Source organism: Pseudomonas vancouverensis (assembly GCF_004348895.1).
GTDB lineage: Bacteria > Pseudomonadota > Gammaproteobacteria > Pseudomonadales > Pseudomonadaceae > Aquipseudomonas > Aquipseudomonas vancouverensis.
Genome location: NZ_RRZK01000009.1, coordinates 296,540 through 321,122 on the forward strand (window position 1 = coordinate 296,540; position 24,583 = coordinate 321,122).

General features: G+C 61.5%; 25 protein-coding genes. 13 read left to right on the plus strand and 12 right to left on the minus strand.

The features are described from left to right. The first annotated feature begins 43 nt into the window (after positions 1-43). Entirely contained in the window at positions 44-577 is a 534-nt protein-coding gene (locus tag EIY72_RS11085; protein WP_093223686.1) for a cysteine hydrolase family protein, read from the plus strand. A 120-nt stretch (positions 578-697) separates the two neighbouring features. Here the strand turns inward: EIY72_RS11085 and EIY72_RS11090 are convergent, their stop codons facing one another. Further along, complete coding sequence (locus EIY72_RS11090) at positions 698-1,339, minus strand: TetR/AcrR family transcriptional regulator (RefSeq protein WP_093223683.1); 642 nt, start codon at positions 1,337-1,339, stop codon at positions 698-700. A gap of 276 nt (positions 1,340-1,615) precedes the next feature. Here EIY72_RS11090 and EIY72_RS11095 point away from each other — a divergent pair, with 276 nt between their 5' ends. The 3 genes from EIY72_RS11095 (at position 1,616) to EIY72_RS11105 (ending at position 5,295) form a co-directional block, all read left to right on the plus strand. After that, on the plus strand, positions 1,616-2,602 hold the full coding sequence (locus EIY72_RS11095; RefSeq protein ID WP_093230634.1) for a helix-turn-helix transcriptional regulator: 987 nt from the start codon (positions 1,616-1,618) through the stop codon (positions 2,600-2,602). Positions 2,603-2,706: 104 nt separating this feature from the next. Next, entirely contained in the window at positions 2,707-4,446 is a 1,740-nt protein-coding gene (locus EIY72_RS11100) for an amidohydrolase (RefSeq protein ID WP_093223680.1), read from the plus strand. 108 nt (positions 4,447-4,554) lie between these two features. Beyond that, complete coding sequence (locus EIY72_RS11105; protein ID WP_093223677.1) at positions 4,555-5,295, plus strand: TorF family putative porin; 741 nt, start codon at positions 4,555-4,557, stop codon at positions 5,293-5,295. A gap of 140 nt (positions 5,296-5,435) precedes the next feature. Here EIY72_RS11105 and EIY72_RS11110 read toward each other — a convergent pair whose 3' ends face one another. From EIY72_RS11110 to EIY72_RS11145, 8 genes are all read right to left on the minus strand, one after another. After that, complete coding sequence (locus EIY72_RS11110; RefSeq protein ID WP_093223674.1) at positions 5,436-6,152, minus strand: L,D-transpeptidase family protein; 717 nt, start codon at positions 6,150-6,152, stop codon at positions 5,436-5,438. Then, positions 6,149-6,907 (minus strand): M15 family metallopeptidase, encoded by a 759-nt coding sequence (locus EIY72_RS11115; RefSeq protein ID WP_093223671.1) that lies wholly within the window; start codon positions 6,905-6,907, stop codon positions 6,149-6,151. The genes EIY72_RS11110 and EIY72_RS11115 overlap by 4 nt, the downstream gene beginning before the upstream one ends. A 30-nt stretch (positions 6,908-6,937) precedes the next feature. Continuing rightward, a complete protein-coding gene (gene lipA / locus EIY72_RS11120; RefSeq protein WP_093223668.1) occupies positions 6,938-7,930 on the minus strand; it encodes a lipoyl synthase in 993 nt (330 codons plus the stop codon). An 89-nt stretch (positions 7,931-8,019) separates the two neighbouring features. Then, positions 8,020-9,276 carry a serine hydroxymethyltransferase gene (gene glyA / locus EIY72_RS11125; RefSeq protein ID WP_093223665.1) on the minus strand — a complete coding sequence of 419 codons (1,257 nt, stop codon included), beginning with the start codon at positions 9,274-9,276 and terminating at the stop codon, positions 8,020-8,022. A gap of 34 nt (positions 9,277-9,310) precedes the next feature. Next, on the minus strand, positions 9,311-9,694 hold the full coding sequence (gene gcvH / locus EIY72_RS11130) for a glycine cleavage system protein GcvH (RefSeq protein WP_093223662.1): 384 nt from the start codon (positions 9,692-9,694) through the stop codon (positions 9,311-9,313). Positions 9,695-9,865: 171 nt separating this feature from the next. Continuing rightward, the gene (locus EIY72_RS29905) at positions 9,866-10,054 is read right to left on the minus strand and encodes a hypothetical protein (RefSeq protein ID WP_157720943.1); all 189 of its coding nucleotides are present in this window, start codon (positions 10,052-10,054) and stop codon (positions 9,866-9,868) included. 39 nt (positions 10,055-10,093) lie between these two features. Beyond that, entirely contained in the window at positions 10,094-11,602 is a 1,509-nt protein-coding gene (locus EIY72_RS11140) for a sigma-54-dependent transcriptional regulator (RefSeq protein WP_093223656.1), read from the minus strand. Between the two features lie 70 nt (positions 11,603-11,672). Continuing rightward, positions 11,673-12,587: a LysR family transcriptional regulator gene (locus EIY72_RS11145; protein ID WP_093223653.1), complete on the minus strand. Its 915-nt coding sequence runs from the start codon at positions 12,585-12,587 to the stop codon at positions 11,673-11,675. Positions 12,588-12,739: 152 nt separating this feature from the next. On the opposite strand from EIY72_RS11145, the gene speB reads away from it, so the two are divergent. The 5 genes from speB to EIY72_RS11175 all read left to right on the plus strand — a co-directional run bounded on the left by speB (position 12,740) and on the right by EIY72_RS11175 (position 19,473). Further along, on the plus strand, positions 12,740-13,741 hold the full coding sequence (gene speB / locus EIY72_RS11150; protein WP_093223650.1) for an agmatinase: 1,002 nt from the start codon (positions 12,740-12,742) through the stop codon (positions 13,739-13,741). 64 nt (positions 13,742-13,805) lie between these two features. Continuing rightward, the gene (locus tag EIY72_RS11155; protein WP_093223647.1) at positions 13,806-15,317 is read left to right on the plus strand and encodes an aldehyde dehydrogenase family protein; all 1,512 of its coding nucleotides are present in this window, start codon (positions 13,806-13,808) and stop codon (positions 15,315-15,317) included. A gap of 222 nt (positions 15,318-15,539) precedes the next feature. After that, complete coding sequence (locus EIY72_RS11165; RefSeq protein ID WP_093223645.1) at positions 15,540-17,114, plus strand: purine-cytosine permease family protein; 1,575 nt, start codon at positions 15,540-15,542, stop codon at positions 17,112-17,114. Between the two features lie 2 nt (positions 17,115-17,116). Beyond that, positions 17,117-18,805: a choline dehydrogenase gene (gene betA, locus EIY72_RS11170; protein ID WP_093223642.1), complete on the plus strand. Its 1,689-nt coding sequence runs from the start codon at positions 17,117-17,119 to the stop codon at positions 18,803-18,805. A 209-nt stretch (positions 18,806-19,014) separates the two neighbouring features. Further along, on the plus strand, positions 19,015-19,473 hold the full coding sequence (locus EIY72_RS11175) for a GNAT family N-acetyltransferase (protein WP_093223636.1): 459 nt from the start codon (positions 19,015-19,017) through the stop codon (positions 19,471-19,473). Between the two features lie 63 nt (positions 19,474-19,536). Here EIY72_RS11175 and EIY72_RS11180 read toward each other — a convergent pair whose 3' ends face one another. Continuing rightward, positions 19,537-19,842 carry an NIPSNAP family protein gene (locus EIY72_RS11180; protein ID WP_093223633.1) on the minus strand — a complete coding sequence of 102 codons (306 nt, stop codon included), beginning with the start codon at positions 19,840-19,842 and terminating at the stop codon, positions 19,537-19,539. A 299-nt stretch (positions 19,843-20,141) separates the two neighbouring features. Here EIY72_RS11180 and EIY72_RS11185 point away from each other — a divergent pair, with 299 nt between their 5' ends. Further along, complete coding sequence (locus tag EIY72_RS11185) at positions 20,142-20,483, plus strand: hypothetical protein (protein ID WP_093223630.1); 342 nt, start codon at positions 20,142-20,144, stop codon at positions 20,481-20,483. Between the two features lie 141 nt (positions 20,484-20,624). On the opposite strand, the gene ppk2 is transcribed toward EIY72_RS11185, so the two are convergent. After that, a complete protein-coding gene (ppk2, locus tag EIY72_RS11190; RefSeq protein WP_093223627.1) occupies positions 20,625-21,542 on the minus strand; it encodes a polyphosphate kinase 2 in 918 nt (305 codons plus the stop codon). A 176-nt stretch (positions 21,543-21,718) separates the two neighbouring features. Between ppk2 and EIY72_RS11195 the strand changes: the two genes are divergently transcribed. The 3 genes from EIY72_RS11195 (at position 21,719) to EIY72_RS11205 (ending at position 23,570) form a co-directional block, all read left to right on the plus strand. Continuing rightward, entirely contained in the window at positions 21,719-22,651 is a 933-nt protein-coding gene (locus EIY72_RS11195; protein WP_093223623.1) for a Ppx/GppA family phosphatase, read from the plus strand. 24 nt (positions 22,652-22,675) lie between these two features. Beyond that, positions 22,676-23,098 carry an arsenate reductase ArsC gene (locus EIY72_RS11200; RefSeq protein ID WP_093223619.1) on the plus strand — a complete coding sequence of 141 codons (423 nt, stop codon included), beginning with the start codon at positions 22,676-22,678 and terminating at the stop codon, positions 23,096-23,098. A 91-nt stretch (positions 23,099-23,189) separates the two neighbouring features. Then, positions 23,190-23,570 (plus strand): c-type cytochrome, encoded by a 381-nt coding sequence (locus tag EIY72_RS11205; RefSeq protein WP_093223616.1) that lies wholly within the window; start codon positions 23,190-23,192, stop codon positions 23,568-23,570. Here the strand turns inward: EIY72_RS11205 and EIY72_RS11210 are convergent, their stop codons facing one another. Continuing rightward, positions 23,571-24,446 (minus strand): LysR substrate-binding domain-containing protein, encoded by an 876-nt coding sequence (locus EIY72_RS11210; protein ID WP_093223614.1) that lies wholly within the window; start codon positions 24,444-24,446, stop codon positions 23,571-23,573. Positions 24,447-24,583 lie beyond the last annotated feature (137 nt).

A 24,583-nucleotide genomic window follows, 5' to 3' on the forward strand; every position in this document is an offset into this window, starting at 1 on the left:
CTATGTTCGTCCCCTGATCCCTCGACATTTCAAGGAAGGAACCATGACCACTGCATTGCTGATCATCGACGTCCAACAGGCTTTGTGTTCCGGTGAGTACGAGTGTTTCCAGATCGCGCGCGTCATCGACACCCTCAACGACCTGTCCGCGCGGGCGCGTGAGGGCGGGGTGCCGGTGGTGTTGATCCAGCACGAGGAGGCGGACAGCCCGCTGGCCCATGAAGCGCCGGGTTGGCAACTCGCCGAAGGCTTGCTCACGTCCCCCAAGGACCATCGCGTCCGCAAGACCACCCCGGATTCGTTCTACCAGACCAACCTGCGCAAACTGCTGCCGGAACAGGACTTCGAGCGCCTGGTCATTGCTGGCCTGCAGACCGATTATTGCGTCAATGCCACGGTACGTCAGGCATTGAAGCTGGGCTATGACGTGGTGCTGGCGGCCGACGCCCATTCGACGCTGGATAACGGCAACCTCAGTGCCGAAGACATCATCGCCGAGCACAACAAGGACCTGGCCCACCTCAGCGGTTCAGTGGCGCGGATTGATGTGATACCGGCCCGGGACATCCATTTCTAAGCTCACCCCCCAAGCCTTTGTGGGAGCGAGCTTGCTCGCGATAGCGCAATGACAGTCGACCAGGATGTCGAATGACCCACCGCCATCGCGAGCAAGCTCGCTCCTACAGGAATTGCGACGTCAGGTCGCAAACATCAACACCCGCTCTTCGCGCACGCCCTCCATGCCAACGCCCCCCAACACCAGCCGCGTAATGGTTGCCGCCGCATTGGCGTAATCCTCATCCTGCGGCACTTCGCGCCCGGTGATGCACGCCATCTGCCAGCCCAGGTTGGTGTAGGTGCGCGTCGCCGACCAGATGAACAGCATCAGGTGCTCCGGGTCTACCGGCGCCAGCAAGCCCCGATCGATCCAGCTGCGCAGGCATTCGACATTGCGCCGGGCCTCGGCGTACAGCAGGTCTCGGCATTCCTCGGGCAGTTGCTTGGCGCCCAGCAGCAATTCGCCGCTGAACACCTTGGCAATGTGCGGATGCTCCCGGGCGATGCGAATTCGCGCGGCGATGTAGGCCTGTAGCCCGGCGATCGGGTCATCACTCTCACGCAACGCGGCCGAAGCGTCGAGCAGCGGCTGGACGAAGCCCAACAGCACCTGGCCGTAGAGGTTTTCCTTGGACTGGAAGTAGTAATACAGATTGGCCTTGGGCACCCCCGCGCGCGCCGCGATGTCCCGGGTTTGCGCGGCGTCGAAGCCTTTGGCGGCGAATTCGGCGCTGGCGGCCTCGAGGAGGAGGTTCTGATTATGCTGACGGATACGGCTCATGGGACGATCTGATGAAAAACGAGCTGCGCAATATACAAAACTATATAGCGCTTGGGCCAGCGTTGTCTGCGCCGCCTGGCTGCTGTCCGGTTACGTCGGTCAGAAATTGGCGATTAACCTTGTGAAGCCCCACGGCTGGAACTGCTACCCGTAACCACTTATGTCACTACTGGCTGGACGCCTTTCCCGCGCCTGTGGCATGGTCCGGGGAAAGGTCATGCAGTGAAAGGAATCGTGAAAGTGGCGGCAGTCATCAAGCTCGACAGCCAGGTGTCGATGAACACACTCAAGGCGTTCAACCAATGTGTGTTGCACCTGGGCCGGCTGGCGCGGGAGAGCGGAGCGTCGCGATTCATCGGCCAAGGTCTGCAAACGTTCAGTGATCTGGTGCCGTTCACTTCGGCCTGGTGGGGCGAGATGTCGACGCCTGCGGCAGATGTGCCGCACCAGAGCTGGATGCATGGCAGCCTCAACCTTCCCGAATCCTTTGCTGCCGAATGGCATCCGGTGGCCGCCGACGATCAGTTTTCCCACGCCACGCTCAAGCAGCCCGGTCAGGTATTGCGCGACAAAGGCTTCAACGACCCAAGCGAAGCGGTCAATGCGTTTGCCCGCCGCTACGACCTGTACCACTTGATGAGCATCACCTACGAGTTGCCGGAAAGTGGCTTGATGTTTTTCGTCTGTCTCTATCGCGGTGAGCGCGAACAGTCCTTCAGTGAAAGCGAAGGCGAGCTGTATGCGGCGTACTGCGATCACCTGTTCCAGTTGTGGCGATTTCAGGTGCAGGACATGATTCGTTTCGACAGCGACAACGGTGCCAGTGACGCGGGTGTTGCGCGCCTGGACGGCAGTCTGTTGTACGTCGGCGCGCGATTGTGTGCGGCGATTCAGCGCGAGTTGCCGGGGTGGAGCGGTTCAACCCTGCCGCCCGACGTCGTGGCGCAACTGCCCAAGGCCCCCTGTGTAATTCGCCTGGGGCGCTGTGCGCTGACGCTGAGCCCCAACGGCGAGCACGTCATCCTGTCCCTGGAAGCACCCTCAGGCAGTCAGGGCCTGGCGCCCAGGGAACGCACGGCGGCGATGTTGTTTGCCGCTGGCCACTCCTACAAGGAAATTGCCCGGATGCTCGCCCTGAGCCCGGCCACCGTGCGTACCTACTTGCGTAATTGCTATGTGCAGCTCGGAGTGAAAAGCAAGGTGGAGCTGGGCTCGGCCCTGCGTTCTGCAACTGTGCTGGCGGACGCCGCGCGGCGGGATTGACCTGGCCGTTGCGACTATTTGCCTTGCCCCTCCTCATTTGCAGAGGTCCATTGGAACGCCGCGCCCTATAGGGTAGCGCTCAATTACAACAAGAGAGCGTTACGATGCGATTGATTCCAAACCTGTTGGCCGCCGCCCTGGCCTTGTCCTCGGTGCAGGCGATGGCCGCCGCCGACCTTGTGCTGTTCAACGGCAAAGTGTTCACCGCCGAACCCGGTCAAGGACTGGTGCAAGCGGTGGCGGTGCAAGACGGCAAGATCCTCAAGGTCGGCAGCGATGCCGAGATCAACGCCCTGGCCGACGACAAGACCCAGCGCGTCGACCTGGCCGGCAAGGTGTTGATGCCGGGGATGATCGACACCCACAGCCACCCGGTGGTCGGCGCCTTCGACAGCATGAAGGCCAACCTGCTGGATGAAGTCAAACCGATGGCCGAGCTTGAGCAGTGGTTGCTCGAAGAGGACAAGGCCGGGCGTGCCCGAGCCGGTGACGTGATCAGCGTGGTCGGCGTGAGTTCGGCGTATTGGGAGAAAAGCCGCGAACTCGGCCAGTTGTTCAACCACGGCCGTTGGGCCGATCAGCCAGTTGTGCTCAGCGGCATCGATGGGCATACCGGTTGGGCCAACAACGCGATGCTCAAGCGTTTGAAAATCGATGCCGCCCTGGTCAAAAGCCTGCCGGAAAAACAGCGCGGTTACATCGGTCACGAACAGGACTTCACGCCCAACGGCTACTTCGCCGAATCGCGCTGGGATGTGGTGCGCAACGGCATTCCCGCGCCGAGCCCGGAGACCATGCTCAAGGCCGCGCGCGAGGCGGTGCGGATCAACAATCAATACGGCGTCACCGCGTGGATGGACGCCGCGGCCAACGGCGGCAGCGAAGACTCGCTGTTCGACTTCCATGCCACCACGGAAACGGTTGGCGTGCTGCCGCTGTACAAGGCCTTGGCGCAGAACGGCGAACTCACCGCCCACGTCGCCGCGTTGATGGTCACCAACCCGAAGAGCAAGCCGGCGGACCTGGAAGTCATCGCCACGGTCATGAAGCAGTTCGAAGGCGTGCCCAACCTGACATTCCCAGGGATCAAGGTGTTTGCCGACGGCATTCTCGAATTCCCGGGGCAGACCGCAGCGGTCATCGTCCCGTACAAGAACAGCCACAAGAACGGCCAGTTGCTGATCGATCCGGCGCACTTCGGCGAGCTGGTGGTGGCGGCGGAAAAACGTGGCTGGATCGTCCACATGCATGCGGTCGGCGACCGTGCTGTGCGTGAGTCGCTTAATGGCGTGGCCTATGCGCGCAAACTCAACCCGACGCCGGTACCCCACAGCGTTGCGCACCTGCAACTGGTCAATCCCAAGGAGTTCCCGCGCTTCAAGCAACTGGGGGTGATTGCCTCGATGCAGCTGTTGTGGGCCACGGGTGAGTCTTACACGGTCGAACTGGTCAAACCCTACATCAGTGCGTTTGCCTACGGTTATCAGTATCCCGCCCGGTCCCTGCAGGATGCCGGCGCGACCATTGCCGGTGGCAGCGACTGGCCGGTGTCGAGCAACAACCCGTTCAACGCCATTGCCCAGGCCAGCACGCGCAAGGGACCTTTGGGCGTGCTCAATGCCAAGGAAAGCATCGACCGCCAGACCATGTTCTACGCCTACACCCTCAACGCCGCGAAAACCCTGCGCCTGGAAAAACAGATCGGTTCGCTGGCGCCGGGCAAGCAGGCCGACCTGATCATCCTTGACCGCGATGTGTTCAAGGTCAGCGATGACGACCTGTTCGACACCAAAGTGCTGAAAACCTACTTCGCCGGCAAACAGGTGTACGCCCCCGCGTCCTGAGCTGCGCCTCTCCCATCACCGTGAACCCTGCCAGCCCCTCGAACCGCGAGGGGCCTGGCTTGGCCGTGCCTGAAATTCCCCCGTACGCCATAACAACAAGAGAACTGTATGAACGCACTTTCAGCATTGACCCTCGCAACCTTGGCCTTCGCTCCACTGACCAGCCACGCCCTGGCCCTCAACGACGACTTCAACCTGGAACTGACCCTTGGCGCCGTCAGCGACTATCGCAGCCGCGGTATCTCGCAGTCCCTCGGTGATCCGGCGGCGCAGGGCGGGGCAACCTTGATGCACAGCAGCGGCCTGTACATCGGCACCTGGACCTCGAGTGTCGACTTCGGCGAAGGCTTTGCCACCCGTGAAGAGCTTGAGTACTACGCCGGTTATTTCTGGCAGGCCAGCGAAGCGATCAGCCTCGATCTGGGCTATGTCAAATACGACTATCCGAAGAATTCCGAATTCAACATGAGCGAGGTCTACGCCATTCTTGACCTCTACGGCGTCAAGCTCGGCGCCTATTACTCCAACGACACGCCGAACGTCTTCGGCGAAGACCAGGACACGCTCTACACCTACGTCGGCTACAACCTTGCGTTACCGGCCGAGGTCGGCCTGGAACTGCGCTTCGGACGTAACGATGTGAAAGACCCGGCGTTCTGGTCCAGCAATGGCGATCACCGTGAAGCCTATTACGAGTGGGAAGCCAAACTGACCAAGGAGCTCGTCGGCGTGACCTGGGGCCTGAGCTACGTCGACACCGACTTGTCGAAAAGCGAGTGCGGTAGTTGGTATGGCTATGATGACCTGTGCTCGGCGACGGTGGTGGCCAGTGCCACAAAAACTTTCTAGATCTCCCAAAAATGTGAACAGATGAGTATCTGTGGCGAGGGAGCTTGCTCCCGCTGGGCTGCGAAGCAGACCTGTCTTTCAGGGCCGCTGCGCGCGCCAACGGGAGCAAGCTCCCTCGCCACAGGTTCAGTGCTGTTCTGTTAGCGTGTCGGGAGGTTCCAGCGTCTGCGCAATTGCTCGTATTGCGCCTCGGGCAATTGCACCAGCAGCGGCGACTTTTTCGGGTCCAGCCATTGCAGCAGGCGGGCGATGTCCGCCGGGTCCATGGCCGTACAGCCTCGGGTCGGGGCGCTGGGGCCGCGCCAGATATGGAAGAAAATGCACGAGCCGGCGGCGGGCGTCGCCGGTGTGTTGTGCTGGATGAAAATGCCCTGTCGATACAGCTCGTCGGTGCGGTGCATGTGCTCCGAGCTGTTCCAGTCCTTGGCGACGCTAGTGCCGTCGAGCAGTTGGTTGTAGTGCGTCGACTGACTATCGTCCACGCACTCGATGGCCGTTGTCAGGGGCAGATAAGGTAGGCGCGTGTCGGCGCTGTTGTTGTAGCCGAATGCCGTGCCCAGGCTGAACACACCGGCCGGGGCTTTGCCGTCGCCTTCCTGTTTGACCGGCCCTTGGGGTTGCCCTGGGTCGAGCAAGCCTTTGCCCCAACCCATGCCGTTTTTGCCGAGCACCACGGCAAACGGCGCTTCGAATTTTTCAAAGGTCTTGCCATGGCGTTCATAGCGTTGGGCAGTGGCCTGGATGTCGTCCCAGTTTCTGCTGGTGACCACAATCAGTTGACCACTGTCGTCGATGCCCTTCGCCATCGCAGTCAGTGGAAACAACACAAGGCACAGGCTCTTGATCAGTTTGTTCATGGTGCCAACGGGGTGATGGGGAAGTTCATGACCTCAGGCTTCTGCCCGTTGCCGCTGTAAGTGAAATGCCACCACTCGGCGTCGTAACCGACGAAACCTTCCTTGGCCATGGCCGCGTTCAGTCGTTGGCGGTTGGCCTTGGCCGTGGTGCTGATCTGTGTCGAATCGGTGTGTGCACGTTCGTCGAAGCAGTCGAAGCCGGTGCCCATGTCGAGTGCGCCATCGTGCCAGCGTTCGCCGTAAGCTGCCGTGCAATCGACCGGTGTCGCCGAAGCGGTCCAGGTGTCGGCGGGCAGGGCGCCAGGGCCGGTCAGGGTCAGGTCGACGGTGTTGCCCCGGGAGTGATTGGACACCCGCGCCACGTAGCCCAAGCGCCAGAAATCCTGTTTATCGACCCGCGGATAAAACTCGGCCTTGAGCGGATCACCGGCTTGCGTGGCGAAGCGGCCCATGTCCGCCACTGCGCGGGTCGGCCGATAGCAGTCGAACACTTTCAAGCCGTAGCCCTCGGCCTTCAGCGTCGCTTGCACACGGGCGAGCGCCTGGGCGGCGTCGGCAGACAGCAGGCACTCCGGCGCCTGATAGCCATCGAGCACGTGGCCGGTGAAGTTGTGCACGCCAGCGTAACGCATGTCCTGCTGGATGCCGGGGTCAACCGAGCGCACATACACCATGTGCGCAGGCTTGGCCTCATCGGCCATGCAGGGCAGGGCGAGGCTCGTACAGAGCAGCAACAGGCAGGGTGAACGAGGCATCGACCAAGGCTCCAGGCATGAGGGTTGCGTTCATGATGGCTGGAAAACCCGTGCATCTCCATGAAGTTGTTGATCGGCGTGATAGGACGAACGCACCAAAGGCCCCGACGCGACATTCTTGAAGCCCATGCGCGTGCCTTCCTCGGCGAACCAGGCGAAGGTGTCCGGGTGCACGAAGCGCTGCACCGGCAGGTGACTGCGCGAAGGTTGCAGGTACTGGCCGAGGGTCAACATGTCGATGTCGTGTTCGCGCATGCGTTGCATCACCTCGATCACTTCCTCGTCGGTTTCACCCAGGCCCAGCATCAGCCCGGACTTGGTGGGGATGTGGGGCACCGCCTGTTTGAATTTCTGCAGCAGGTCCAGCGACCACTCGAAGTCCGAGCCAGGTCTTGCCGCCTTGTACAGGCGCGGCACGGTTTCCAGGTTGTGGTTGAACACATCCGGTGGTTCGCTGGCGGTGATGGCCAACGCCACATCCATCCGTCCGCGATAATCGGGCACCAGGGTTTCCAGTTGCACGCCGGGCGTCAGCTTGCGGATCTCACGCAGGCAATCGACAAAGTGCCGGGCACCGCCGTCGCGCAGATCGTCGCGGTCTACCGAGGTGATCACCACGTACTTCAGGCGCAATTCGGCGATGGCCACGGCGAGGTTCTTCGGTTCATTGACGTCCAGCGGTTTTGGCCGACCATGGCCGACGTCGCAGAACGGGCAGCGACGGGTGCAGATGTCGCCCATGATCATGAAGGTCGCGGTGCCGCCGGAGAAACACTCGCCGAGGTTCGGGCACGAGGCCTCCTCGCAGACGCTGTGCAACTTGTGTTTGCGCAGCAATTGCTTGATGCGCTCGACCTCGGGTGAGATCGGCATACGCACGCGAATCCAGTCGGGTTTGCGCGGGAACTCTTCGGTGGGAATGATCTTCACCGGAATCCGCGCGACTTTTTCAGCGCCGCGCAGTTTGCTGCCGATTTCCACTTTGGTCGGGCCTTTTTGCGCCGTTTCAGCAATGGCGGTCATGATTTTTCCTTGTGCAGACAGCTAATCAGGCAGGGCACGGTTTCTGTGGGAGCGAGCAAGCTCGCTCCCACAGGTTTTTTGTTGTGTGATCAGTCGCGGTAGACCGGGAAGTCCGCGCACAAGGCCGCAGCCTGGCGGGCGACATTGGCCTCGATATCGGCATCCCCCAGATGATCGAGGATGTCGCAGATCCACCCGGCCAACGCGATGCTCTGCGCTTCCTTGAAGCCACGGCTGGTGATCGCCGGGGTGCCGATGCGCAAACCGGAGGTCACGAACGGCGATTGCGGGTCGTTGGGCACGGCGTTCTTGTTCACGGTGATACCGGCGCGGCCGAGGGCGGCGTCGGCGTCCTTGCCGGTCAGGCCCTGACGGATCAGGCTGACTAGGAACAGGTGGTTATCGGTGCCACCGGAAACCACGTCGTAACCGCGTTCGATAAACACCTTGGCCATCGCCTGGGCATTGCGGATGACTTGCGCCTGATAGGTCTTGAACGATGGCTCCAGGGCTTCCTTGAAGCACACCGCCTTGGCCGCGATCACGTGCATCAGCGGGCCGCCCTGGGCACCGGGGAATACCGCGGCGTTGAGTTTCTTCTCGATTTCTACGTTGGCCTTGGCCAGGATCAGCCCACCACGTGGACCGCGCAGGGTTTTGTGGGTGGTGGTGGTGACCACGTCGGCGTAAGGCAGCGGGTTCGGGTACAGACCGGCTGCGACCAGGCCGGCGACGTGAGCCATGTCGACGAACAGCAGGGCACCGACTTTGTCGGCGATCTGGCGGAAACGTGGGAAGTCGAGGGTCTTGGAGTAGGCCGAGAAACCGGCGACGATCATTTTCGGTTTGCACTCGACCGCCAGGCGCTCGACTTCGTCGTAATCGATCAGGCCGGTCTTGGTGTCAATGCCGTACTGCACGGCGTTGTACAGCTTGCCCGAGGACGACACTTTCGCGCCGTGGGTCAAGTGACCGCCGTGGGCCAGGCTCATGCCGAGAATGGTGTCGCCCGGCGAAATCAGCGCGAGGTACACGGCGCTGTTGGCGGAGGAACCGGAGTGCGGCTGGACATTGGCATAATCGGCACCGAACAGTTGCTTGGCGCGTTCGATGGCCAGTGCCTCGACCACATCGACGTGCTCGCAACCACCGTAATAACGCTTGCCCGGATAACCTTCGGCGTACTTGTTGGTCAGACCGCTGCCCTGGGCTTGCATGACGCGACGGCTGGTGTAGTTCTCTGACGCGATCAATTCGATGTGATGTTCCTGACGTGCGTCTTCGGCGTTGATCGCGGCCAACAACTCGTCGTCGTAGCCCTTGATCTGGTCGTGTTTGCTGAACATGGTGCAGTCCTTTTTTTTGAAGTGGGGAAGGGTTTCAGGCGTCGGCCTGTTCGGCGGTCAATTGCTCGTAGGCGGCCTGATCCAGCAGTTCGTAGAGGGCTTCAGGGTCGGCGGGTTTGAAGCGAAAGAACCAGCCTTCGCCGAGGGGATCTTCGTTGACCAGTTCCGGAGAACTTTCCAGCGCGGTGTTGACCGCAACCACTTCACCGTCCAGCGGCATGCCGATGCTGCTGGCCGCTTTTACCGATTCCAGTACCGACACCTCGGTGCCGGCGCCGAACGTTCCCAACTCGGGCACTTGCACGAACACCACATCCCCCAGGGACTGTTGGGCAAACGCGGTAATGCCCACAGTGACCAGGCCATCGGCATCGAGCCGCAGCCATTCGTGATCGACGGTAAAGCGCAATGGGCTCATATCCACTCCTTATTGTTTTTCAGGCTCGTGACGGGGTGACGAGCAGGGTTTCAGGAGTGAAAGCAAGGGTGGTGCCAAGGATTAATAACTGTTTTAAATCAATTAGTTAAAGTAATTATTTAAAAAAGGGACGGCATCTGTTGTATTGAAATCAATACAGACACGCAGCGTTCAGGATGCAAGCGCCGTGATTGTTGGCAGGGCCGTGCTTGTCTTGATTTCGTGACGCTGTATTGATTTGAAGACGAGGAGTTCAAAAAAACGCTCATCCCCTGTAGGAGCGAGCATGCTCGCGATGGTCGTCAACGATGATGTGGGCTGTCCGGTTACCCGCGGTGTGGCTAAATTCATCGCGAGCATGCTCGCTCCTACAGGGGGGAATGTGTTCCGTCAGGTCGCTCAGGGTTTGTTGGGAATGCCGTACTTGCGCAGGCGAATGGCAATCGCGCTATGGGACGTCTGCAACCGTGCAGCCAGCAAACGACTGGACGGATAGCTGCGATACAACTGCTCCAGCAAGTTCCTTTCAAAGCCGCCCACGGCCTCTTCCAGACTGCCGACCTCTCCGTCGTTTTGCCGCTCTACCGCCGTGCGCGCAATGTCCAGGTCGTCGAGGTCCACCAGCGGGTTTTCGCAAATCGCCGCCGCGCGGAAAATCACGTTTTGCAGTTGCCGCACATTGCCCGGCCAGCGATTGCCGAGCAGGGCGCTGAAGGTGCTCGGTGCCAGGCGGCACACCGGTCGCTGGATCTGCGCACAGGCCTGCTGCATGAAGTGATTGGCCATCAGCAGGATGTCGTGACCGCGCTCGCGCAGCGGCGGCACTTGCAGGTTGAGCACGTTGAGGCGGTAGAACAGGTCCTCGCGAAAACGTCCTTCGCCGACCATCTTTTCCAGGTCGCGGTGGGTGGCGCTGAGCACCCGGACATTGACCCGCACCTCCTTGTCGCCACCGACCCGGCGGAAGCAGCCGTCACTCAGAAAGCGCAGCAGTTTGGCTTGCAGGTACGGCGACATTTCCCCGACCTCATCGAGAAATACCGTGCCCTGATCCGCCAGTTCCAGCAGGCCCAGTTTGCCGCCCCGTTGCGCGCCGGTGAAGGCGCCGGGGGCGTAACCGAACAGCTCGCTTTCGGCGAGGCTTTCCGGCAACGCGGCGCAGTTCAGCGCCAGAAACGGCGCGTCATGTCGGGGGCTGATGGCGTGGCAGGCGCGAGCCACCAGCTCCTTGCCGGTGCCGGTTTCACCCTGGATCAGCAACGGCGCATCGAGTGCTGCCACGCGCTGGGCGCGGGCCTTGAGCGAGCGAATCGGCGGTGATTCGCCGAGCAGCGCATCGAAGCCTTCGGCGTGGTCGTGATGCAGCGCCGACAAGCGCTCGCCGATGCGATTGGGTTGGTACAGGGTGAGCAGGGCACCGGCGTCGGTGACCGGCATCGCATCGAGCAGGAAGGTCTGACCACCGAGGCTGACCTCGTGCATCGGCAGGCGGAAATGGTGGGCGAGCAAGGTGCGCTGCAAGTCGGCATCGTCAAACAGCGCGGTCAGTGATTCACCGGCCGGTTCGCGACCGCAGAGGGCGATCAGCGCCGGGTTGGCCAGCAGCACATGCCCACGATCATCCACCGCCAGCACCGGGTCGGAGCTGGCGGCCAGCAGCGCGTCCAGTTGCAGGCGTCGACGCTGGCCGGGAAGGATGTCGACCATGGTCACCGCTTGCACGCCCTTCACCTCGAACAGTGCCTCGCGCAACTCTTCGAGGACATCGGCGTCGAGGGTCGGCGCATCGATGTAGACGTTCGGCGGGACCATCTCCACGGCATCGAGGTTGAAGCTGCGACCACCGAGCAGGGCCAGTACTTCCTGGGTGATGCCGACGCGGTCAATGAAGGTAACGTGGATGCGCATGACGGGCCTGTGAGGTGAGCGAACGTCAAATCAGTATGCCGGGCAAAATTTCCGTTTGGCGAGTGCCACGTCATCCGTTGCCGGTTTTGCGTGCGCTGGCGCTGAGGTCTTCAAGGAAGGCTTGCAGGATCGGCGGCGGTGCGGTGCCGCGTCGGGTGATCACGTCGAACGGCGACTTCAGGCGCAAGCTCGCCGGGGCAAGCTGATGCATGTCACCGTTCTTGACCCATTGCGCGGCGAAGTGCTCGGGCAGAAAGCCCACGTAGGCGCCGGAGATGATCAGGATAGCGGTCGCTTCGATGTTGTCGACGGTGGCGGCGGCCTTGCTCACGCCCAGGTGTTCGAGGTCGTATTGCTGCATGTAGCCGCGCACCACGATGCGCCCTGACTTGACCTCTTCGAGCAGCTCCTCACCTTCGGCGAGGCTGCCGTACAGCGGGTGGCGCCGTCCGCAATACAGGCCCAGCGCTTCCTGGTACAGCGGGGTGTGCTGCAGCCCCGGCACATGGATCGGGAAGTGCCCGATGGCCAGGTGCAGTCGCCCGTCGAGCACGCGCTCTTCGAGTTCCGCCGGGGTGCCGACGTACACGTTCAGGTGCACATCGTGTCCCCGTGAAACGAAGCGCTGGGTGGTGCGCGGAATCGGCGAGTCGGGGTCGGTGATGGTGGTGTCGATGATCCCCAGGTTGAGCTTGCCGCTGATGTGCTGCTTGAGCACGTCGGCGTCCATGCAGAAATTCTCTACGGCCGAGAGCAGGCGCTGGGTCGCTTCGTGAATCGCCACGCCTTGCTCGGTCAGGCGAAAGCCGCTGCGCCCGCGCTGGCACAGCTTGACCCCGAGGCGGGTTTCCAGATGGGTCATCTGTTCGCTGATGGTCGACTGCCCGGCGTTGAGCGCCGCTTGCGCCGCGGAAAAACCGCCGCAGCGGACGATCGTGGCAAACACCCTGAGTAACTTCAGATCGACATCGTGCAGCTGGATCACCTGGAATCTCCTGCGTGTGGATGCATCGGCAATGCCGATATGAGTATCTGATGTTTGGCATTTTTTCCACGAAAACCTGCGCCCATAGTTTCTCCAACGGCGGTCGCCTTGCAGTTCCGCCAAGCCGATAACAAGAAGTGGAGAGGCTAGAAATGTCGAACAACGGTTATGAATCCGGTCGCCTGAACCTGCCATTCGTGGGTCACTGCACCTTTGGCAAAGCCCCGGTGTGCACCGACTGGGATGCGCTGGACGCCGACGTCGCGGTGCTCGGCGTGCCCAATGACATGGGCACCCAGTGGCGCTCCGGCGCACGCTTCGGGCCACGGGGGATTCGTGAGGCATCGACGCTGTTTTCCTTCGGCCATGCCGGTGCCTACGATCACGAAGACGACGTGATGTACCTGACCGCTTCGGACGTGCGCATGGTCGACGTCGGCGATGCCGACATCGTTCACACCGACATGGAAACCAGCAACCAGAACACCGAGTACGCGGTTCGCAAGATCCTCGACGCCGGGGTGATGCCGGTGGTCCTGGGCGGCGATCACTCGGTGCATGCGCCGGTGATCAAGGCCTTCGAAGGGCGCGGGCCGATCCATATCATCCACTTCGACGCCCACCTGGATTTCGTCGACGAACGTCACGGCGTGCGCTACGGCCACGGCAACCCGCTGCGCCGCGCATCGGAGATGAACCACATTGTCGGCATGACCCAAATGGGCATCCGCAACGTGTCGTCGTCCAACCGCGACGACTACCAGGCCGCCCACGATGCCGGCTCGAAAATCCTCTCGGTACGCGACGTGCGTCGCCTCGGTGTCGAGGGTGTGCTGGCGCTGATCCCGCAGAACATCAACTACTACATCACCATCGACATCGACGGTTTCGACCCGTCCATCGCCCCCGGCACCGGCACCCCGAGCCACGGCGGTTTCCTCTACTACGAAGTGCTGGAAATCATCCAGGCGCTGGCCAAACGCAGCAAGGGCAACATCGTCGGCATGGACCTGGTGGAAGTGGCGCCGGTCTACGACCCGACCGGCATGACCTCGATTCTCGCCGCGCAACTGTTGCTCAACAGCATCGGTTTCATCTTCCACGAGCGCGGTAAGGTACGGGCCGCCGCCGAGAGCGAAACCACGCCGGCTTAAGGGCAGGCCGAACATCGAAACCACAGCACCGGCAGTGCCTGACTGCCGGTCAGAGAGAATAAAAATGGACACGATCGTCAAAAGTTACCTGCAGAAATTCGGCGTCAGCGAAGCGACCCAGACCTTCCTCAGCAAGGTGCAGAAAATGTTCATCGGTGGCGCCTGGGTCGAGGCCGGCGACGGTCAGACCTCGGAGGTGATCGAGCCGTCCACCGAAGGCCTGATCACGCGTATTCCCATGGGCACCACCGAGGACCTGGACCGCGCCGTGCAAGCCGCTCGCGCGCAGTTCGACGGCGGCGCCTGGCGCCAGGCCAAGCCGGCGGAGCGCGAACGCCTGATCCAGCGCCTGGCCGATCTGATCGAGCAGAACGCCGCTGAACTGGCCGAGATCGAATCCATCGACATGGGCAAGTCCGTCGCCTTCGCCAGGGACGTGGATATCCAGGGCACCGTCGACACCCTGCGTTACTTCGCCGGCTGGGCCACCAAGCTGCACGGGCGCACGGTCGAGCCTTCGCTGCCGGGCAATTACCTGGCCTACACCCGCAAGGAAGCGGTGGGCGTGGTCGGCGCCATCGTGCCGTGGAACTTCCCCCTGCAAACCATGGCCTGGAAGCTCGGCGCGGCGCTGGCGACAGGCTGCACAGTGGTGGTCAAACCCGCTGAACTGACCTCGCTCTCGGCCCTGCGATTTGCCGAGCTGGTGCAGGAAGCGGGCATTCCGGACGGTGTGATCAATATCGTCACCGGACGCGGTAGCGTGGTCGGCGCGGCCATGGCCACCCACCCTGGCATCGACAAGCTGACCTTCACCGGATCGACCCCGGTCGGGCGTACAGTCGGGCGCGCGGCATTAGACGAAATGAAGCGACTTACCCTGGAACTGGGAGGAAAATCACCGGTAATCGTCTTTGCCGATGCGGACATTCCGGCGGCGGCGCAAGCGGTGGCCAACGGGGTGTTTTTCAACTCGGGACAGGTGTGCGACGCCGGTACGCGCGCCTATGTGCATCGCAGCGTCTACGAGCAGTTCCTGAGTGAACTGATCGCCTACACGCGCACCCTGAAAATGGCCCCGGGCCTGGACCCGGACTGCTTCATCGGCCCGCTGGTGTCGGCCCTGCAAAAGCAGCGGGTGACCGAGTACATCGAGACCGGCAAGGCCGAAGGCGCCGAATTGGTCTACGGCGGCCAGGCGGTCGATGGCCCGGGCTTTTTCGTCGAGCCGACCATCTTCGCCCATTGCCGCAATGACATGCGCATTGTCCAGGAAGAGATCTTCGGCCCGGTGCTGGTGACGGCACCCTTCGACGACGAGGAAGAAGCGCTGGCCCTGGCCAACGACTCGCCTTACGGCCTGGCAGCGGCCTTGTATTCCAACGACCTGGGCAAGGTGCACAGCCTGATCCCACGCCTCAAGGCCGGCTCGGTCTACGTCAACGCCCACGGCACCCTCGATCCGTCGATGCCGTTCGGTGGCTACAAGCAGTCCGGCTTCGGCAAGGACCTGGGCGCCGAGCAGCTCGATTACCTGCTCGAAACCAAGGCGGTGTGGATCACCTTGCCGAGCTGACGCGCGTCCCTAAAGGTGAATGCGATTTCAGCAACAACGCCAGGTAGGCACGGGCAACAATGAACCTGTGGCGAGGGAGCTTGCTCCCGCTGGGTCGCGAAGCGGCCCCTCTTTTAAAAAAAGAACAGGACTGCTGCGCAGTCCAGCGGGAGCAAGCTCCCTCGCCACAGGCACCCGAAGAAACGCGGTTATCTCATGATCTTCCAACAATAAGAGTCCATCATGAACACTAACGCCAAGTCCGCCACGAGCGTGCCCACCCTCGATGACAAGTCCGTCGTCGAGGGGCATTCGATCGATTTCATTCCCGAGAACGAGCGCACTGACAAACTGGCCAGCCAAGGCCCGTTCTGGTTCCTCGGCAACTTCACCTTCTTCACCATGACCATCGGTTTCGTCGGCCCGAGTGTCGGCCTGACCGCACTCTGGACCACCCTCGCCGGTACGCTGGGCATCATGTTCGGCACCTTGTTCATGGCCTTTCACGGCTCCCAAGGCCCGCACCTGGGCCTGCCGCAGATGATCCAGTCCCGCGCGCAGTTCGGTTATCGCGGGGTGATCCTGGTGCTGTTCGCCACGCTGTTCGTGTTCGCCGGTTTCAACATCGTCAACCTGGTGTTGATGATGCAAGGCCTGCACACACTGTTCGGTTTTCACCCCTGGGCCATCGCGGTGGCGGTGACTATACCAGCGGCGGTGCTGGCGATTCTTGGCCATGACTGGATGCACCGCAGCTTCAAATGGGCGCTGTTCCTGTCCCTGCCGTTGTACGGGCTGGTGACGCTGGCCGTGATGATGGGCTGGGTGCCGGATGCGGCCGCGCCAGTGCTGGCAGCGGGCGAGGTGGCGGCACCGCCGCTGGGTTTCAACTGGACCGGGTTCATCGCGCAGTTCGCTGCCGCCGCCAGCTACAACATCGCCTATGCGCCCTATGTCTCGGACTACTCGCGCTACCTGCCGAAGAACACCTCCAGCGGCAAGCTGATCGCCGTGGTGTTTCTCGGTGCCTCGTTGTCCGGTGCCTGGATGATTTCCGTGGGCGGCTGGCTGGCCGATCACCTGCACTCGACGGATGTGCTGGTGGCCCTGGGGCAAGTCGGCAATACCGTGTCGCCGTTGATGGGTACGGCGGTGGTGGTGATTACGATTCTGGCGTTCCTGCCGGTGATCGCGATGAACATCTACAGCGCCAAACTGACCACGCTGACCTGTGTCGACTCGATCAAGCACATCGAGCCGACGCGCAAGGCACGCATCCTCGCCATCGCCTTCGTCATCCTGCTGCAACTGGGCGTGGCCCTGAGCATCCAGAGTTCCGGCAAAGGCTTGTCGGTGCTGGGGATCTACCTGGTGGTGATGCTGTACTTCCTGGTGCCCTGGACTTCGGTCAACCTCACTGACTACTTCTTCGTGCGCAAGGGCCGCTACGCCATCCCGCACTTCTTCATGCCTCACGGCAATATCTATGGCAGCTGGGGAGTGCGCGGGATCGTCGCGTACGCCATCGGTTTCGTCTCGATGATCCCGTTCTTCTACATCTTCGATGGCGTCGAGCAGCGCGAGGTGTATGTCGGCCCACTGGCCAAGGCGCTGGGCAGCATCGACATCGCCTGGCTGGTCGGGCTGATCGTCTCGGGCCTGGCCTACTACTGGCTGAGCCGTTCGATCGACCTCAAGCGCGAAGAAGCGGTGATCCAGCAGATCGAAAAAACCTCCCCGCAATACACCACCGGCGACACGCTCAGGCACAAACAGCAGCCGTTGCCGCTCTTCACTGAATCGACGGTCGGGAGATAGTCATGACCACAAAAAAATACGACTACATCATCATTGGCGCCGGCTCCGCAGGTTGTGTCTTGGCCAACCGCTTGAGCGAAGACCCGACGACCTCGGTACTGGTCCTGGAGTACGGCGGCAGCGACAAGAGCGTGGTGATCCAGATGCCCAGCGCGTTCTCGATCCCGATGAACACCAAAAAGTACAACTGGCGCTACGAGACCGAGCCGGAGACCTACCTCAACGGCCGGCGCATTCATTGCCCACGGGGCAAGGTGCTGGGCGGCTCGTCGTCGATCAACGGCTTGGTGTACATCCGCGGGCATGCGCTGGATTTCGACGAGTGGGAATCCATGGGCGCCGAAGGCTGGGGTTATCGCAATTGCCTGCCGTACTTCAAGCGCGCCGAGAGTTACGAATCGGGCGGTGACAGCTATCGCGGGCAGACCGGGCCGCTGCACACCACCAACGGCAACCACATGAAAAACCCGCTGTACGGCGCCTGGGTGGAAGCTGGTGCAGAAGCGGGCTACATCAAGACCGACGACTGCAACGGCTACATGCAGGAAGGTTTCGGCGCGATGCACATGACCGTGAAGAACGGCGTGCGTTGCTCCACCGCCAACGCCTACCTGCGCCCGGCCATGGGCCGGCCGAACCTGACGGTGATCACCCACGCCATGACCCGGCAGATCATCCTTGAAGGCAAGCGCGCGGTGGGTGTCATCTACGACCACGGCGGCCAGACGCAACAGGTGTATTGCAACCGCGAAGTGCTGGTGTCGTCCGGGCCGATCGGCTCGCCACACCTGCTGCAACGCTCCGGCATCGGCCCGGCCGAGGTCCTGCGCAAGGCCGGGATCGGTGTGCGTCACGACCTGCCGGGGGTAGGGGAGAACCTGCAGGACCACGCCGAGGTGTACATCCAGTTCGGCTGCAAGGAACCGGTGACCCTCAACAGCAAGATGGACCCGCTGAGCAAATTGATGATCGGCTTGCGCTGGCTGCTGTTCAAGGACGGCCTGGGCGCCACCAACCACTTCGAAGCTGGCGGTTTCATCCGTTCCGAGAAGGGCCTGCGCTGGCCGGACATTCAGTTCCACTTCCTGCCGGCGGCGATGCGCTACGACGGCAACAAGCCGATCAAGGGCCATGGCTTCATGGTGCTGACCGGGCCGAACAAGCCGAAAAGCCGTGGTTATGTGCGCGCGCGCTCGGCCGATCCGTACGAGCATCCGCAGATCCGCTTCAACTATCTTGAGCGCGAAGAGGACCGCGAAGGCTTCCGCCGCTGCATTCGCCTCACCCGCGAGATCATCGGCCAGCCCGCCATGGACCGTTTCCGCGACGGCGAGATTGCCCCGGGCGCCCACGTCACCAGCGATGAAGACCTCGATGCCTTTGTCCGCGACAACCTGGAAAGTACCTATCACCCTTGCGGTACCTGCCGCATGGGCGAGGACGACATGGCGGTGGTGGATTCAAAACTGCGGGTGCGTGGCCTCGACGGTTTGCGGGTGATCGATTCGTCGGTGTTCCCGACCGAGCCGAACGGCAACCTCAACGCGCCGACCATCATGCTGGCGGAAAGGGCGGCTGACCTGGTGCGTGGGGTGAACCTGCTGCCTGCATCGGATGTGCCGGTGGGCCTGGTCGAAGGCTGGGAGAACAGCCAGCGCAGCTCGTTGCCGGGGCGTAACGTGCGGGTCTGACCGGGTCTGCTAAACCTTTGTAGCGACCTTTTGTGGGAGCGAGCTTGCTCGCGATGGCGGTGGACCAGTCAAAATCAATGTCGACTGAGACTCAGTCATCGTGAACAGGCTCGCACACAGGGGACGGAATGCTTTCAAAGATTTTTTCCGTCGCAGTTGCGTTGCCATTGCTAGTCTGTCATTTCCTGAGACCGCAATGGAGCACCCTCATGGCTATTCAGGCCCTGCGCGCCGACGCCTCGCACATCGATCAGATCGCCCCGTTATTTGATGCCTACCGGGTGTTCTACAAACAACCGCCGAACCTGGCACAGTCGCGTGCCTTCATCGCCGAGCGCATTGCCCGGGACGAGTCGGTGATATTCCTGGCACAGGACAGCGACGGCGAAAACCTCGGCTTCGTGCAGATGTTCCAGACCTTTTCCTCTATCGACGCGCACCGTACCTGGCTGCTCGCCGACCTGTTCACCACGCCCGCTGCCCGGGGGAAAGGCGTCGGCACCGTGCTGATGAACACCGCTCGCGAGTTTGCAAAACTGGCAGGCGGCAAGGGCATGACCCTGGAAACCGCCACCGACAATTTCACCGCCCAGCGCTTGTATGAGTCCCTGGGTTGGGAGCGCGACACGGGTTACTACACCTATGCCCTGGACCTGAAAAAAGACTGAGCCCATCACCGCTCAGCCTTCAGGGTTGAGCGGCTTTCAGTGAGTCAGGACAGCGACCCGCCGTTATCCCAATACCGGGCGCATGAACGAGCGTTCATAGCTGAGGATGAACTTCTTTTCCTCGGCGTATTTGAATGCCGCGATGCAGTCAGGATCGTTCATCGATTGCTGGCGGTAATGCTCGTACGCCGCCAGGCTGGGGAAGGTGAACAGCGCCAGGGCGATGTTATTGGCGCCTTCGGAGGGCAGGAAGTAGCCGTGATGCTGGCCGCCGAATTTCTCCACCAGTGGAATCCATAACTTGCCGTAGTGCTCGAAGGCGTCGAGCTGGTACGGGTCGAGTACGTATTTCAGGTAGCAGGTAACCATTTTCCATCCTTGATGATGCGCTTGAAGATGGCCGTCACTCTAACCAACTGCCGGCTTATCGCACAGCAGCCTGATCGACATTAATCGGTGAGTTTCGGCCCGTTGAAAGGGGCGAGTGCGCGGATTTTGCCGTCTGCCTGGGCGAGGCCAAGCCAAACTATCGCTTCGGGTAATAGTCACCATCACGCATCGCAAGTTCTGTTTTGCCGGCAAACACGGAAAAATTGCCGCCATGACAGAAGCCGCCCCTCAATGAAGGTGGCTCAACGAACCGATGATTTCCGATCAGGATGACGCCCATGCGCCTGTTTTTCGCCCCCGCCCTGGCATTCGCCACGCTGTTGATGGCCGGTTGTGCCTCGACCCCGAATGACCCGACGCTGACATTGCAGACCAGCAAGACCCCCGAGCAATACACCCATTGCGTGGTGCCCAAGTTGCAGCATGACCAACTGACGCCCACCGTCTCGCAGACCCAGCGCAGCTACCGCATCGTCGTCTCCAGCAAGATCGCGGCCGACAACGTGATGGAAACCTACAAGGCCTCGAACGGCGGCAAGGTGTTCCTGTACGAACGCAAGTTGCTGGCGTCGACCTTCGTGCCGTCCAGTTTCGAGCGGGCGGCGCAGGAGTGTCTGTAACCGCGAGCGACCCTGACAAGCGCGCAAAAAAAAGCTGCCGGTGAAGGCAGCAGAAATTTTAAAGCACGCATTGGATGCTTCGAGGTTGCGGCTTGCAGATGACAAAACCGTGACAGCTTTGCGACCTTTGGTCCGAATGCCTCAGTAAATCTCCGGCACGATGATTTCCTGCGGCACCGGTACCCGCGAGTAATCCTTCTGGCGAACCCGTTGCGGCAGCTCGATCACCGGCATCTCGACTTCTTCATAGGGCATCTGGCCGAGCAGGTGATGGATGCAGTTCAGCCGCGCCTTTTTCTTGTCGTCGGCCTGCACCACCCACCAGGGCGCCTCGGCGATGTGGGTGCGCTCGAGCATGATTTCCTTGGCCTTGGTGTAGGCCTCCCAGCGACGTCGGGATTCCAGGTCCATGGGGCTGAGTTTCCACTGCTTGAGTGGGTCGTGAATACGGCTGAGGAAGCGCAGGTTCTGCTCCTGGTCGGAAATCGAGAACCAGTACTTGATCAACTGGATGCCGGAACGGGCGAGCATGCGTTCGAATTCCGGCACGGTACGGAAGAATTCTTCGTACTGATCGTCATTGCAAAAGCCCATGACCTTTTCCACGCCGGCACGGTTGTACCAGCTGCGGTCGAACAGGACGATTTCCCCGGCGGCCGGCAGGTGCGAGACATACCGCTGGAAATACCACTGGGTGCGTTCGCGGTCGTTGGGTGCGGGCAGGGCGGCGACTCGGCAGACCCGTGGATTGAGGCGCTGGGTGATGCGCTTGATCACGCCACCCTTGCCGGCGGCGTCGCGACCTTCGAACAGGATCACCACCTTGTGCCCGGTCTTGACCACCCAGCTCTGCAATTTCACCAGTTCGCCCTGCAGACGGAACAGTTCGGCGAAATAGAGACGCCGGGCATCCTTTTCGCTGCCATCGGGCAGGTGATCGTCGAACAATGCGTTGAGATCGTGTCCGTCTTCCGATAACTCCAGTTCCAGCTCTTCGTCACTGATGTCCAGCAGCTCGCGGTGGATGCGCTGGACCAAGGTGTCCTGATTCGAAAGCATGGTGAGACACTCGCGTCGTGGGTGGGCCCGGCCGATGCTAGTCATCATTTGTTACGAAGTGGTGATGGGCTGGGGTGTCATCTTGATGTCATCGAACCCGTGGCAAGCTCTTGCAAACCGTCTTGAGTGCCCGAAATGCGCCGGCTTTTCGGGAGATGATTGCAAGGAACCCGCCTATGAAAGACGCCCCCCTGTTTGCCGCCATCGACCTGGGCTCCAATGCGTTTCGCATGATGATTGGCCAGTCGGTAAGGCGAAACCAGCAGATGGTCATTCAGGAAGTGAAAACCCTGCGTGAACCGGTGCGGCTGGCGGAGGGCTTGCAGGGTGGGGCGCTGGATGAACTGGCGCTGGATCGCGGCTGGCAGGCCTTGGCACGGTTCGGCAAGAAACTGCGCGGTTTCGAAGCCGGGCGCGTGCGGGCGGTGGCCACCAGCGCAGTGCGCCAGGCCGATAATGCACCGCTGTTTCTGGCCAGTGCCGAGCGTCATCTGGGCTTTCGCATCGATGTCATTTCCGGTCACGAGGAAGCGCAACTGGTGTACGCCGGTGTCGCGCACACCTTGCCGAGTGCGCAAAGCACGCGTCTGGTGGTGGACATCGGCGGCGGCTCCACGGAAATGATCATCGGCCGCGGCAATCAGTTGCTGGTCACCGAAAGCCTGGCCATCGGCAGCGGCACCTTCGGTTCGCGCTACTTCCATGGTGGGCGGATCATGGCCGAAGCACTGATGGAAGCCGAGCGTGTTGCCACTCAGCAATTCGAAAGCATCGCCCGGCGCTACCGCGCCATGGGTTGGCAGGAAGCGATCGGCTCCTCCGGCACGGCGCGGATGCTGGCCAAGGTACTCAAGGCCAATGGTCTGAATGACGACGGTCAAAGCGGCATCACCTACGGCGGACTGTTGCGCCTGTCGTTGCGCCTGCTGGAAGTCAAACACGTCAAGCATCTGAAACTGGCGGGGCTGCCGACCCACCGCATGAGCATTCTGCCCGGCGGTCTGGTGGTCATGCTGGCGGCGTTCAAAGTGTTTGGAATCACGCATATGATTGCGTCTGAACCGGGTCTGCGGTTCGGCGTGCTGCATGGATTGATGAGCAAACACTGATAACAAGCCAGCAGGGGTAACACCATGACCGACCCTCGTCGCGTACTGTTTGTCTGCGCCCGAAACGATGTTCGCTCACCCATGGCCGAAGCGCTGCTGCGCCACGCCGACCCCGAAGATTTCAGCGCCTTCAGCGCCGGGCTCGAAGCCAGCGAGATCGACCCGCGCACCGTGCAGGCCCTTGAACACATCAATGTTGATGCCGGCGGTTTGCGCAGCAAGTCCCTGGAGGATTTCGAGGGGCAGGCGTTCGACTACGTCATCACCCTGTGCGACAAGTCCAGCGAAGAAGCCGCGCGCATGCCATTCTCCGGCGAAGTGATCGTGTGGAGTTTCGAAGACCCGACCACCAGCGAAAAACACGATCCGTTCCGCCACACCCTCCAGGAAATCGGCGACCGCATCAAAATGTTCGTCACCGTGAAGACCCGTGCTGTCAGTCAGTGATTGCGCAAAAGCCTCGGGCGCGTCCGCAGGGCATGCACAAGACAGGATGACCATGTTCCAATAGCCGGTATTGGAATACTGGGAACGGAACATGAACAAGCTTGCAGCACTGACCCTCGCCACGCTTCTCTCCACCAGCCTGTCCGCCCAAGCCGCCGGCGATGCACAGGCCGGGGAGAAAGTCTTCAAGCGCCTCTGCAGCGGTTGCCACCAGATCGGTGAATCGGCCCGTGCATTCTTCGGTCCGCAACTCAATGGCATCGTCGGTCGTCACTCTGCCGTTACCACGGACTACGTGTATTCCGACGCGATGAAGTCAGCCAACCTGGTCTGGGACCGTGACACCCTGATCGCCTACCTCGAAGCGCCGAAAAAAGTCGTGCCCGGCACCCGCATGATTTTCTGGGGCCTCGACGACCCGGAAAAAATCGAAAACCTGCTCGCCTACCTGCAGACTTTCCCGGCGCAGTGATTACGCCGAGGGCTGCTGATCCGCCGCCAGACTGCTCACCAGCCATTCGCTGAAGCTGCGCGCCATCGGGCTGTTCTCGCTGTCGCGGTGGGTCAGCAGCGCCCAGTTTGGGCCACGAATGGTCTGGTCGACCATCGGCTGCAACAGGCCATTGGCTTGCGCCTGTCGGCTCAGCAACTGACTGACCAGGGCAATGCCGAGCCCGCTGCACGCGGCGTCCAGCAGCAAGCCAGGGTCGGAAAAATTCAGCCCCTGATCGACTTGCCCCACATCAATCCCCGACTCCAGTTCCCAATGGCTCCAGTCCATCTCGCGCTCGCCATGCAGCGTGGTGCGCTGCTCGACCGGCAGCGCCAGCACGCTCGGGTGGCAGGCCGGATAGAGGCGGTCGGCGTGCAGCACCCTGAAGCTGCATTCGGCCTGGGAGCTGATGTCGTCACGCACTGCCAGGTCGATGGTCTGGCTGGCCATGTCCGGCACTTCATCGGTGCTGAAAATCCACAGATCCACCTGCGGATGCAGCCGGCGAAACTCCCCCAGGCGCGGCATCAACCAATGCCGGGCAAACGCCGGCGTGGTATTGAGCACCAGTTGATTGGGTTTCTGGTACTGCCCCAGACGACGAATACCCACCGCCAGTTGCTGCAACAGCGCCTGGGTGGTGCTCAGCAAATCATGACCGGCATCGGTCAGGCTGACACTGCGGCCGCTGCGATAGAACAGCGGCTGCTCCAGGTACGCCTCGAGGCTGCGGATCTGCTGGCTGATCGCCGATTGGGTCAGGTGCAGCTCTTCGGCGGCCTTGTGAAAACTGCCGAGCCGGGCAGCCGCCTCGAAGCCGCGAAGGGTGCTCAGCGGCGGCCAGTGTTTGAGCATATCGATAAGTTCCTCTAATCAGTTGTCGACAAAATCCATCGTTTGTTTGCCCGTTTTGTCAGCCGTAGCATGAATGACGCCGCCACCAGGGCGGATTTCATTGAACACAATGGCTTAACGAACGGCCGAATGATCTG